Source organism: Candidatus Methylomirabilota bacterium (assembly GCA_036005065.1).
In the GTDB taxonomy this organism is placed as follows: Bacteria; Methylomirabilota; Methylomirabilia; order Rokubacteriales; family DASRDR01; genus DASYQW01.
Genome location: DASYQW010000413.1, coordinates 1 through 12102, shown reverse-complemented (window position 1 = coordinate 12102; position 12102 = coordinate 1). Strand labels below are relative to the sequence as shown.

14 protein-coding genes are annotated in these 12102 nt (G+C 70.9%); 9 read left to right on the top strand and 5 right to left on the bottom strand.

Annotated elements, in window-relative coordinates; genetic code table 11:
- Positions 1-35: 35 nt before the first annotated feature.
- The 4 genes from VGW35_27130 to chrA form a co-directional block, all read right to left on the bottom strand.
- Positions 36-1073, bottom strand: coding sequence for a hypothetical protein (locus VGW35_27130; GenBank protein HEV8311349.1), 1038 nt, complete (start codon positions 1071-1073; stop codon positions 36-38).
- Between the two features lie 16 nt (positions 1074-1089).
- A complete protein-coding gene (locus tag VGW35_27125; protein HEV8311348.1) occupies positions 1090-1314 on the bottom strand; it encodes a CDGSH iron-sulfur domain-containing protein in 225 nt (74 codons plus the stop codon).
- Between the two features lie 263 nt (positions 1315-1577).
- Positions 1578-2810 (bottom strand): ABC transporter substrate-binding protein, encoded by a 1233-nt coding sequence (locus VGW35_27120; GenBank protein HEV8311347.1) that lies wholly within the window; start codon positions 2808-2810, stop codon positions 1578-1580.
- 136 nt (positions 2811-2946) lie between these two features.
- Complete coding sequence (gene chrA, locus VGW35_27115) at positions 2947-4155, bottom strand: chromate efflux transporter (GenBank protein ID HEV8311346.1); 1209 nt, start codon at positions 4153-4155, stop codon at positions 2947-2949.
- A gap of 38 nt (positions 4156-4193) precedes the next feature.
- Here chrA and VGW35_27110 point away from each other — a divergent pair, with 38 nt between their 5' ends.
- From VGW35_27110 to VGW35_27070, 9 genes are all read left to right on the top strand, one after another.
- The gene (locus VGW35_27110) at positions 4194-4889 is read left to right on the top strand and encodes a class I SAM-dependent methyltransferase (GenBank protein HEV8311345.1); all 696 of its coding nucleotides are present in this window, start codon (positions 4194-4196) and stop codon (positions 4887-4889) included.
- Positions 4886-5989, top strand: a complete 1104-nt coding sequence (gene queG / locus VGW35_27105; protein HEV8311344.1) for a tRNA epoxyqueuosine(34) reductase QueG — start codon at positions 4886-4888, stop codon at positions 5987-5989. Before VGW35_27110 ends, queG begins: the two co-directional genes overlap by 4 nt.
- 21 nt (positions 5990-6010) lie before the next feature.
- A complete protein-coding gene (locus VGW35_27100) occupies positions 6011-6628 on the top strand; it encodes an isochorismatase family protein (GenBank protein HEV8311343.1) in 618 nt (205 codons plus the stop codon).
- Positions 6629-6755: 127 nt separating this feature from the next.
- Positions 6756-7304: a peptide deformylase gene (def, locus tag VGW35_27095; protein HEV8311342.1), complete on the top strand. Its 549-nt coding sequence runs from the start codon at positions 6756-6758 to the stop codon at positions 7302-7304.
- A 6-nt stretch (positions 7305-7310) separates the two neighbouring features.
- The gene (locus VGW35_27090) at positions 7311-7718 is read left to right on the top strand and encodes a hypothetical protein (GenBank protein HEV8311341.1); all 408 of its coding nucleotides are present in this window, start codon (positions 7311-7313) and stop codon (positions 7716-7718) included.
- A gap of 83 nt (positions 7719-7801) precedes the next feature.
- Positions 7802-8461: a ferritin-like domain-containing protein gene (locus VGW35_27085; protein HEV8311340.1), complete on the top strand. Its 660-nt coding sequence runs from the start codon at positions 7802-7804 to the stop codon at positions 8459-8461.
- A gap of 13 nt (positions 8462-8474) precedes the next feature.
- Complete coding sequence (locus tag VGW35_27080) at positions 8475-9128, top strand: hypothetical protein (GenBank protein ID HEV8311339.1); 654 nt, start codon at positions 8475-8477, stop codon at positions 9126-9128.
- A 163-nt stretch (positions 9129-9291) separates the two neighbouring features.
- Entirely contained in the window at positions 9292-10695 is a 1404-nt protein-coding gene (locus VGW35_27075) for an amidohydrolase (GenBank protein ID HEV8311338.1), read from the top strand.
- A 13-nt stretch (positions 10696-10708) separates the two neighbouring features.
- On the top strand, positions 10709-11659 hold the full coding sequence (locus tag VGW35_27070; protein HEV8311337.1) for a peptidyl-alpha-hydroxyglycine alpha-amidating lyase family protein: 951 nt from the start codon (positions 10709-10711) through the stop codon (positions 11657-11659).
- Here the strand turns inward: VGW35_27070 and VGW35_27065 are convergent.
- Positions 11649-12020 (bottom strand): hypothetical protein, encoded by a 372-nt coding sequence (locus VGW35_27065; GenBank protein ID HEV8311336.1) that lies wholly within the window; start codon positions 12018-12020, stop codon positions 11649-11651. The two genes, VGW35_27070 and VGW35_27065, sit on opposite strands and share 11 nt — an antisense overlap.
- Positions 12021-12102: the final 82 nt, after the last annotated feature.

Here is a 12102-nt window from a genome sequence, read left to right as displayed (position 1 = left end):
GTCGCCGGGGCTCACCGTCGGGTCGAGGATCTCGATCATCGCTTGACCTCCTTGGTGACGGCCCGGGAAGAGCGCTTGCTGCTCCAGCCGGGGATGTAGGCCGAGAAGGCGCCCGCCCGTCCGCCGGCCGCCACCACCAGGATGTCGTCCGGCGACTCCACCAGTGGGCGCAGGCGCGCGTCGTCGCCCGGAAGGACGGCGCCGGCCATCCGCTGCGTCCGCTTGAGATGGGCGTGCGGGTTCTGGGTATGCTGGTAGACGAACTCGCGGATCTGCGCCTTGGTCCAGCCATCCCGCGCGATCGTCCGCATGTGCTCGCCGGCCAGGACCAGCATGTAGGGCGGCTGCCCCATGACATTGCCCGAGATACGCATGTCGTCGCAGAGCGTCGTCAGGATGCCGTCGGCGGTGGCGGAGAGCTGATTGTAGAACGGGTGTGGCGCCTCGGCCGCCATGACGGTCACCGCGCTCTGCTCGGGCAGGAAGCCGCGCTCCACGTGGAGCGGCGGCCAGGGGCTCTCGGCCTCGTTCTCGGCGATCACGTACGAGAGCTTGCCGGGGTGCCCCAGCGTCCCGCGATCGAGCGTGCCCGGCCGCGAGCCGCAGACGTTCCGCATGACGAGTCGCACCGCCCGCCCGATGGTCAGATTCGCGCGCCAGCCCGGGCCGAACAGGTTGTCACCGGCGTTGATGTCGAGCTCCCGGGCCACCGGGCCGTTCACGACCATGAGAACGGCGGCGCCGGCGGTCGACGTTCCGGGCCCGTGGTAATTGAAGACGGGATCCCCGATTCCCTCGATCGCCGCCGCCACCACCGGCATGTAGGCGGGGAGGCAGCCGGCCATGACCGCGTTGATGGCGACCTTCTCGGCGGTGACCGACACCGCGCGGTGCGTGATGTAGGCGACCTCCTGGCCGGGCTCGAGCCGGGCCGCCTCCAGCATGGCCGCGACGCGGTCCGAGGTCGGCGGGATCACCGGCAGACCGTCCGTCCAGCCCTGCGCGTAGCAGAGCTCGACGGCGTCGGCCAGATCCTTCACCGGGTAGCGCTTCGACGTCAGGGCCGGGCCCATGGCCTCCTCTCCGGCGCTACGGGGTCTTGCCGGCCTCGCGGACGGCCTTCTCCGCCGCCTGGAAGCCGATCTTCGAGTGGGTCCCATCGCAGAAGGGCTTGGTCGTCGAGCCGCCGCAGCGGCAGAGGGCGATGGTCTCGCGGTCGAGGCGATACTCGGTGCCGTCGGCGTCGACCAGACGGATCGGGCCCTTGACGATGTAGGGGCCGTTCGGCTTGGGCATGATGGTCGGCTTGTCCACGGGTACCTCCTTATGAGAACACGCCAGATCCAGCGAGAACGCGGCAAACTCCGGTCTACCGAGACCGTAGCAGATCGCGGTCGGTGGCGCAACGGGACGTATCCCCGCGTGTTCGCTCCCACGACCGACAGCTTGTCGGGTTGACCTGGCGCTCCGCGATTGCCCGACCACCGACGGTTGGTGTTCCACTCCGGGCGCCGGCTTCGCCGGCGCAACGGTCCTGGGGGAGGCCTCGGAGGGGGCCGCAGAGGGCCCCTCCGAAACTAGAAACCACCGATGTCCTTGCAGGCGCTGGCCTCGCGGGGTGGCGCGATCGCCGTCATCGCCACGATGTCGGCGACGTCGGCGGCGTCCTTCATCTGCGCCTTCGGCTTGCATCGCAGGAAGAAGTACGGCCGGACGGTCTGGTGGGTCCGGGCGTCGACGGACATGCGGCCGAGCAGGTCGACCGCGTCCAGCCCCTCGAGCGTCTTGATGACGTCGGGCACCTCGATGGAGCGGGCCTTCTCCATGGCACGCATCACCAGCCGCGTCATGCCGTAGGCTGCCGCCGGGGCGTAGCCGGGAGGGCTTCCATGCTTCTCGCGGTACTGCCGGGTGAAGTGCTTGGCCACCGGGGTGTCCGCCGTGTGGTAGAAGTTCGAGCCGACCCACATGTTGGCGCGAATCTCCGGGGTGAGCTGCATCAGCTCCTCGAGGCCCGCCCAGACCACGAGCAGCGGTAGCCGGGGCGTGAGCCCGGCCCCGGCGATCTCGCGGGCTGATTGCACGGTGTCCGCACCGAAGTTCACCAGGCAGATCACGTCCGGCTTGGCGGCGGTGGCCCGCGTCAGCTGGCTGGCGAATGCCCGGGCGCCGAGCGGATGGCGATCGGCGCCAACGATCTGGACGCCGTGCGGCTGGGCGGCTGCCCGAACCTGCTTCTCGACAGCGGCGCCGAAGGCGTAATCGGCGACCAGGAGGTACCACCGCTTGGCCGCCGGATTGGCCTTGGCGAACTGGTCCACCACCGTCCTGGCCGCGACCCCGGGGCTGGCGGCCCACTGGAACGAGTAGCGGTGGCAGCGGGCGCCGCTGATCTCGTCGGTGCCTCCCGAGAAGTAGTGGAGCGTCTTCGTGCGCTTGGCCACATCGGAGACTGCGAGGGCGACCGACGAAGACCACGGCCCGATGATGTAGCGGGCGCCTTCCGTCCGGACGGCCTCTTCGGCATGCCGGGCGGCCGCCTGCGCGTTGGTCTCGGAATCCCGACCGACGTACCGGATGGCGTGGCCGGCGATCTGCATGCCATGCTCTTCCAGCGCCATCTTCATGCCGCGCTCCAGCACGGGCCCCATCTCGGCGAAGGCGCCGGTGAACGGCCAGAGCCCCAGGATCACCACCTGTTTGGGCTGAGCGCGAAGCACCAGCGGGCTCGCGAAACCGGTACCCAGCGCGAGCCCGACCGTGACTCCGGCGCCCGTGCGGAGGAACTCGCGACGCGACGATCGAGCCATGCCTACCTCCCGGGTTAACGGAGTGGTCGGCCATCGGAGGCTGCGCGGACCAGCAGCCTGATCGGCCCGGGCTGCCTCATCGGGCGGCCTGGGTAGTGCCTACGTCCCACCGTCCGCCCGGTGGAACCGGGCCGCCTCATCGGAGGCGAGCCGCGATGAGCCCGGCCACGGCCCCACCGAGGACGAGCCAGACCGAGTTGAGACGCAGCCAGAACAGGAGACCCGCCGCGGCCAGGGCCAGCCAGGCGGTGAGCCAGTCCACGATGGCCGCCCGGCCGAGCTGCCACATCACCACGGCCATCAGCGCGACGGAGGCAGCATTGGCGCCGTCCAGAAACGACCCGGCCCAGCGCGAGCGCCTGAGCCGAGGCACGAGGGGATTGGAGAGCGCCACGAACACGAAGGAGGGGAGGAAGATCCCGAGGGTGGCCAGGAAGGCCCCGGGGATCCCGGCCACCAGATACCCGATGAAGGTCGCGGTGGTGAGCACGGGTCCGGGCGTGAGCTGCCCGACGGCCACGGCATCGAGGAGCTCACGGTCCGTGAGCCACCCGGTGCGCTCGACGAGATCCGGGCGCAGAAAGGCGAGCAGGACGTAGCCACTCCCGAAGAGGATCGAGCCGACCTTGAGGAAGACGAGGGTGAGCGTGACGAGGCTCGGCGGCGCTGCGGACCCGGCGACTCCCGCCGCGGCGGCCAGGGGGGCCGGAAGCGCGAGCGCGGTGCCCGGCCCCGCGAACACCAACCCGCGGGCCGCGGCCGGTCCGGTCGCGCCGAGCCGCACCAGCGGGACGAGCAGCGCCGCGCCGAACAAGAGCGCGACCTCGTTGGCGCCCCACAGCGCGAGGACCGCGACGGCCGCCGCCATCGCCCCGGTGAGCGGCGTGCGAAGCACCTGCCGGGTGAGGCTCCAGAGCGCTTGGACGACGACCGCGATGATCACCGGCTTCACCCCGTACAGGAGCCAGGTGGCCTCGGGCAGGGTGCCATACCGGCGGTACCCGACGGCGATCGCGAGGGTGATCAGCATGGCCGGAAGAATGAAGCACGCCCCCCCGGCAAGGAGACCGCGCCAGCCGGCGCGAACGAAGCCGACGTGGATGGCCATCTCGGTCGAGTTCGGACCGGGGATCAGGTTGGTGGCCCCGAGGAGATCGAGGAATCGTTCCCGGGTGAGCCAGCGCCGCCGGCGGACGACTTCGTCCTCCATCATGGCGATGTGGGCGGCGGGTCCCCCGAAGCCGATGAGGCCGAGCTTGAGAAACAACCCGGCGACCTCGCCGACGGAGCCCGGCGCGGCCTGGGGCACGGCGACGGCCGGCTGCACGGGGGCGGGCTCGGGCATACTTTCAAGAGAGTATACTCGGACCGGAGGCCGGCAGGATGAAAGGAGACGCGGCCCGGGCGCAGCGGGCCCTCGCCGAGGGCGGCGGGCACGAGGGGCTCTCCCCCACCTTGGTCGCCTGGCTGAGCACCGAGCCGCTCGCCACCGGAACCGTGCTCGACGTGGGCACCGGGACCGGCCGGCTCGCCCTGGCGCTGGCGCCGAAGGCGCGGCGGGTCCTGGGGATCGACACGGACGCGGGGGCCCTCGTCGAGGCCCGCCGACGCGCCCGGCGAGCGGGAGTCGGTAACGTCCTCTTCGTCGTGGGCGACGCCGAGCGAGTCGACTACCGGACGCTGGGACGCCCCGACCTCGTCGTGGCTCACCTCTGCATGTCGGACGCCATCATCGAGCGGGCGGCCGCGGGAGTGTCCCGTGGGAGTGTGCTCGCGTTCGCCGCCTTCCACGTGGACCAGTGGCAGGAGACGGGACGGGTCTCCCGCTTCGCCTACGATGAGGAGCGTGCTCGGGCGGCCCTCGAGACGGCCGGGTTCCGGGTCGAGGACCTCGAGGTCGAGCGGGACGTCGCGCGCTTCGAGTCGGCAGAGTCGGCGCTTCAGGCGACGGCACGGTTCCGCCCGAAGTGGGAAGCCGACGGCCGCTGGCCGGCCTGGGAGCGCTTTCTCGCCGAGGGCGGCCGAACGCTCACCGAGAGCCGCCTGGTGATCCGGGCCCGTCGCGAGGAGCGCTCGTGACGACGCCGGCGGCGCTGGCGGAGCGCGTGAAGGCGACGGGGTACCGCGTCGGCTTCGACCTGGTCGCCATCGGTCCGGCCGAGGCGCCCGAGCACGGACGGGCGTTCGAGGCCTGGCTCGACGCCGGCTACGCCGGCACCATGGGCTACCTCGAGCGCGGGCGGGCGAAGCGCCGGGACCCGACTGCGGTCGTGCCGGAGGCGCGCTCGGTGATCGCCTGCGCGCTCAACTATCATCAAGGGCCGGCTGCCGACGGCCCGGCCCACGTGGCGCGGTATGCCTGGGGCGCCGACTACCATGCGGTGATCGAGCCGCGCCTGCGCCACGTGCTGGCCGATCTCGTCGCGGCGGCTCCGGGCGCGGCCGGGCGCGTCTACGTGGACACCGGCCCCGTCCTGGAGCGGGACCTGGCGGCCCGTGCGGGGCTGGGGTGGATCGGCAAGAACACGATGCTCCTCCACCCCGGGCTCGGGTCGTATTTCTTCATCGGCGTGATCCTGACCACCGCGGTGCTGGCGCCCGACTCGGCGCTGCCCGACCGCTGCGGCACGTGCACCCGGTGCCTGGAGGCGTGTCCGACCGGGGCGTTTCCGGAGCCCTACGTCCTCGATGCGCGACGGTGCATCTCGTATCTGACCATCGAGCATCGGGGCTCGATCCCGCGGGATCTGCGGGAGGGTCTGGGCACGCTCGCCTTCGGCTGCGACATCTGCCAGGACGTCTGCCCCTGGAACCGCCGCGCGCCGATCACACGGGAGGCGGCCTTCGCGGCTCGAGACGTGCCGGCCCTGACCGAGCTGGTCGCGCTCGGCGACGAGGAGTACGGGCGCCGGCTCCGGGGGAGCCCGCTCCGCCGCGCCCGGCGTCGGGGCCTGGCCCGCAGCGCGGCGGTGGCGCTCGGCAACGCGGGCGATCCGAGCGCGCTGCCGGCGCTGACGGCGGCGCTGGACGACGCGGACCCGGAGGTCCGGAGTCACGCGGCCTGGGCGCTCGGCCGGCTCGGTGGCGAGGCGGCGCGAGCGGCCCTCGAGGCGGCGCAGGTCCGCGAGACCGACGCCGAGGTACGCCGCGAGCTCACGATCGCCCTGGCGGCGGGATAGTGGATCGGAAGGAGGCGCGCGATGGCGATTCGGCTCGACCCCACTCGTGACGCGCTGGTGGTCGTGGACGTGCAGAACGACTTCTGCCCGGGCGGGGCCCTCGGCGTCCGGGAGGGCGATCGGGTGGTACCCATCCTGAACCAGTACATGGCGCGCTTCAGCGAGGCGGGAGCGCCGGTCTTCCTGACGCGCGATTGGCATCCGCCCCGGACCAAGCACTTCCAGGCCTATGGCGGCGTCTGGCCGGCCCACTGTGTCCAGGAGACACCCGGCGCGGCGTTTCACCCGGATTGCCGGATCCCTGCGGACGCCACCCTGGTCTCGAAGGGCATGGACCCCGAGCAGGACGCCTATTCGGCCTGGCAGGCCGAGGACACGGGGGGCACGCCTCTCCCGGCCCTCCTGCGCCGCCGCGGCGTCCGGCGCCTCTACCTCGGGGGGCTGGCCACGGACTACTGCGTGAAGGCGACGACGCTCGACGCCGCCCGCGACGGCTTCGAAGTCGTGGTCCTGGCCGATGCGATCCGGGGAGTGGACCTCACACCCGGAGACAGCGACCGCGCCGTCGCCGAGATGCGCGGGGCCGGGGCGCGCTTCATCACCCTGGACGGCCTCGAGACCGGGCGCCCGGCCGTCTGAGTTTGAATCGGAGGGGGTGTCGGAACACCCCCTCCGAGGCCAAGATGCGGCGGTCGCCGCGCGGCGCCGGCCGGGCCGTGTGCTAAGATTGCCGTGTCATCCGAGCCGCTGAGGGGAGAATCTTGATTTGGCGATCCTGAAGGTCTCCCGCCTGGGACATCCCGTGCTCCGCCGGAGCGCTGATCCGGTCCCGGTGAACGAGATCACGCACCCCGACGTCCAGCGCTTCATCGACGAGATGATCGAGACCATGCACGAGTACGACGGTGTGGGGTTGGCGGCGCCCCAGGTTCACGTGTCCCGGCAGATCGCCGTCCTCGAGGTGGAGTCGCATCCCCGCTATCCCGACATGCCCCGCATCCCGCTCACCGTGATCGTGAACCCGGTCCTCACGCCGGTCGGCGAGGAAGCGGTCGCCGACTGGGAAGGATGCCTGTCGATTCCGGACTTCCGGGGGATGGTTCCCCGCCACACGGCGGTCCGCCTGGAGGCTTATGGCCGGAAGGGTGAGCGGATCGAGCTCACCGCCAAGGACTTCTTCGCCCGCGTGCTCCAGCACGAGACCGATCACCTCAACGGCAAGGTGTACCTGGATCGGATGCGGGACTTCACCACGCTGTCCCACCTCCAGGAGTGGATGCGGTACTGGCTCAAGCCCGAGAGCGCGGCGGAGTGAGGGCGGATGGAGCGGCGCATCGTCGCCCTCGTGCGTGACCTCCTCTTCTCGAGCCGCATCGGCGAGACCGCGCGGCGCCTGGGCTATCCGTGGCGAGCGGCGCGGACCGTCGAGGAGTTTCAGGCTGGGCTGGCCGACGCCCCCGCGCTGATCATGATCGACCTCACCGCCCATGGGCTCGACCTCGACGCCGCGCTGCGGGCGGTCGAGGCGGCCGGCCGGCCGGCGCCGGTGCTGGCCTGGACGACCCACGCGCTCTGGAAGACGACCAAGCCGCTCCACGACCGCTGCGACCGGGTGGTGACGCGTGAGACACTGACCGAGGAGCTTCCCGAGCTCCTGCGCGGCTATGTCGAGCGCCAGGCCGATGGCGCCGCGGGATCGCCGGCGCCCCCGGAGCCGCCGGAGCGGTAGGAGACCGGGGACGCTCCATGGCGCAGGGCGGGCCAGACCCGCAGAGTCGCCGCCCGAGGCCCGACCACCGTACGGAGGCTCGAATGGACGCCGAGGCGTTTGTCAGGGAGCTGGACGCGCAGAACCAGGAGCTGCTCCGGCGGCTCACCCCCGAGGCGACGCTCAAGCCGGAGGTGGAGGGAGACCTCACCGTCGTGAACTTGCTCAAGGTGGCCCTGAAGAACGAGATCGAGGCCAGCGAGAGCGCCGCCCGGTGGATGGCGACCACCGAGGAACTGGACGTCAAGCTGGCGCTGGCCCGGCAGGTCGGTGACGAAGCCAAGCATTACCGCCTGGTCGCCGACCGGCTGGGAGAGCTCGGATTCGACGCCGGGGCCTTCAATCCCCTGGCCAAGGGCTATGGGCCGCTCTTCCAGTATCTCGACGGCCTCGAGACGACCGTCGAGCGCGTCGCCGCCGGCCAGTTCACGCGAGAGGCGATCGCGATCGTGAAGAACCGGCAGTTCATCGAGTTCTGCGAGGCGATCGGCGACGAGGCGACGGCGCGGCTCTACCGCGAGACCATCGAGCCGGACGAGCGGCATCACCACGAGCTCGGGCGGCGCCTGCTGCTCCGCTACGCCACGACACCCGAGGCGCAGGCCACAGCCCGCCGGGCGGCCCAGCGAACGCTCGAGCTGGCCGAGGAGCTCCAGGCGCTGGCCCTCAAGAGTGCCGGCATCCACCATGCGCCCGGTTGCTGAGGAGGAACGCCGCATGACCACTCGTCCCCACCCGCTGGCCTGGGGTTTCCTCGTGCTGAGTGCGCTCGCCCTCGCCGCCTGCGGGGGTCGGGTGGCCACGCCGCTGTCGGCCATCGTCGACGCGCCGCTGCTCCGACCCGGCTCGAGCTGGACCTACCGGGTCGTCGATTCGAGTCAGCCGGAGCCCCTCACGCTCACCCTGACGTTCGACAAGGACGACGTCTACAAGGGATCGGGCGTCCTGGCCTTCACGGCGGGGAGCGAGACCTATTACTACGACCGCGACCTGAACTTCATCGCCGTGATCAGCGGAGGCCGGGTGATCCGGGAGGCCGCGCCCTCCTACCGCTCATTCGATTTTCCGTTCTACGTGGGCAAGGAGTGGCGCTCGGTCTTCACCTTCCAGGACTACATGCGGACACTGTCGTGGACGCCGGTCGAGGTCATCTGGCGCGTCAAGGAGTACGACGACGTCCGGGTCCCGGCCGGGGAGTTCCGGGCGTTCCGCCTGGTGAGCAAGCCGAGCACGAACTGGGGGCTCGAGGAGGAGATCTGGTACGCGCCCGAGGTCAAGCATGCCGTCAAGTGGAAGCACGAGCGGACCTCCTCACACTACCTGGGGCGGGGCCGCCAGAGCGGTGAGCTCGTCCAGTTCGTCCTGAAGTGAGCACCCCCTACGACCTCAAGACCCTCGGAGGGGGGCTCGGCCCCCCTTCCGAACCTCCCCCCGGGATAGGGTTGCGCGGGCAAAGCCCGCGCTCGGAGCGCTTCGGCTCGAGCGTGGGGAGCATTACGGAGCGCGACGCCGCCTGTTGGCGATCGGACGAAGAGTGAGCACCCCCTACGACCTCAAGATCGAGCACGGGACCGTCCTCACCATGGACGGTCAGCGCCGGATCCTCACCGACGGGGCGGTCGCCATCGAGGGCGACCGGATCGCCGCCGTGGACAAGACCGCGGCGCTGGCCGGACAGCCGGCCGCCCGGACGATCGACGCGACCGGTCGCCTGGTGCTGCCGGGGCTGGTCTCCGCCCACTGCCACAACGTCCAGGCCCTGGCCCGGGGCCTCGGGGACGACGTGCCCGTCGACCTCTGGACCTACGGGCGAATCTATCCGTACGAGGCGCTCCTGACGGAGGAGGACGGCTACTGGTCCACCCTTCTCAACTGCGCCGAGATGATCCGGACCGGCACCACGTGCCACGCCGACCCGGGCGGGTACGTGATGGACGGGGTCGGGCGGGCGCTCACCGACTGCGGCATCCGGGGCATCTTCGCCTGGGCCGGGATGGACGACTTCCCGAAGGGCTACCAGCCGCCCCCGGGCTTCCCCGGCATGAGGACGACCGAGGAGACCCTGGAGGCGAACGCGGCGCTCGTCAAGCGCTGGCACAAGACCGCCAACGACCGGGTGCGCGTCTCGTACGGGCTCCGGATCGAGCCGAACGTCTCCGACGAGCTGTTCCAGGGGGTCAAGGCCTACGCCGATCGCGACGAGACGCTGATCCAGTTCCACTGCCTGCTCCTCGGATTGTCGGAGGTGGTCAAGAAGCGCGTCGGCATGAGCACGGTACAGTGGATGGCCGGGCTGGGGGTCCTCGGTCCCAACTGGCTACTCGTCCACATGAGCGACACCTCGGATTCCGACGTCGTCATCGTGAAGATGCACGATGCCAAGGTGGCCCACAACCCGGGCGCCTCGATGCACTCGACCTACGGCGCCGCCTCCCGGGGCAAGTTCCCGGAGCTGATCGAGCGGGGCGTCACGGTCGGGCTCGGGTGCGACTCGACGGCGGCCAACAACAGCCTGGACATGTTTCGCGCCATGTCCCAGGTCGCCACCGTCCACAAGGAAGTTCGACTGGTGCCCGACCTGATCCGGCCGGAGAAGGCCCTGGAGATGGCGACCATCGACAGCGCCCGCGCGCTCGGCTGGGATGCCGACATCGGCTCGCTCGAGCCGGGCAAGCGGGCGGACGTGATCGTCGTCGACACCCGCCGCCCGAACTGGGTTCCGATGCACGACTTCTCGATCGTGGCGAACCTCGTCTATGCTGGCGAAGGGGCCGACGTCGAGACGACGATCGTGGACGGCCGGGTCCTCATGGAAAACCGTCGGCTCACCACGATCGACGTGGGCAAGGTGCTCATCGAAGCGCAGCGCATCGCCGAGCGGATCGTCCGGAGCCTGCCCTACCAGGAGACACTGCGACCCCGCTGGCCGGTATCCTGAGGAGGAGACAGACATGGCGGTAATGGCGGAGAGCGTGACCTACACGGCGGAGGACCGGTGGGGAAAGCTGCCGGATGGCTGGCGCTATGTCGAGGCGACGTCGGTGGCCGTGGACCGGAATGACCGGGTCTACGTCTACAACCGGGGCGAGCATCCGGTGATCGTCTTCGACCGCGACGGGAACTTCCTCCGGTCATGGGGTGAAGGGCAGACGGTCCGCGCCCACGGAATCACCATCGGCCCCGACGACTCGGTGTGGCTCACCGACGACGGGGCCCACACGATCCGACAGCTCACGGCCGACGGGAAGCTCCGGCTGACCATCGGGACGGCCGGGAGGGCGGCCGACCCTCACAGCGGGAAGCCGTTCAACCGGCCGACCCACGTCGCGCTCTGCCCGCGCACGGGCGACCTCTACATCTCCGACGGCTACGGGAACTCGCGGGTCCACAAGTACGACCCGAAGGGTCGCCACCTCTTGTCCTGGGGCGAGCCCGGGACCGACCCCGGCTGCTTCAACATCCCGCACAACATCTCCACCGACGCCGAGGGCCTCGTGTACGTGGCCGACCGGGAGAACCACCGCGTCCAGATCTTCGACGCCAAGGGCGGGTACCAGGGCCAGCTCGGCAACCTCCACCGGCCATGCGGTCTCTTCGCCGATCGCCGGAACGGCGGGCGCCTCTACGTCGGCGAGCTGCCCTCGCACCTCGCGGTGAACGCCGCCGTCCCCAACCTCGGCGCGCGCGTCAGCATCCTCACCCTGAAAGGTGACCTCGTCGGGCGGGTCGGCGGCCGCTTCGCGGGGGAGGCGCCGGGCGAGTTCGTGGCGCCCCACGGCGTCGCCATCGACTCGCGCGGCGACATGTACGTGGCGGAGGTGGCCTATACGGCCAAGGGCCGCCACGAGACGCCGCCCCGGGAGATCCGCTCCCTCCAGAAGCTCGTGCGCGTCAGCGGCTGAGGCGCTCGGCGGCGTTCTCTCCGGCGGCCCGCCGGAGGTATGCCGCCAGCGCAGGCTCGCCCAAGCGCTCGAGGCGCTCGGCGGCCGCCAGCATTCCCGGCACGTCTCCCGCGTCCTGCGCGGCGTGGAACGCGAGGAGGTAGGCGGCCCGCGCCGACAGGCCAGGGGCGGGTAGGGCAGCCGAGATGCGTCCCGCCAGCCGTGCGTCTCCTGCCCCCAGCAGAGTCGCCCAGGGCGCCGGCATCCCGGCGACTTCCTGCCGCGCCAGCGATGGATCGGTGACCACGGCAAAGCCCAGCGCCGCCAGGGCAACCATGGTGACCGTCAACCAGACTCTGGCGCGCCCGATCGGAGCACTCATCTCCGCGCCTCCTTTCGAACCCTCTCTCCTTGCCGGAGCAACCGTCGTGCCACGGGTGAGCCGGCCGACGACGGATTCCCGG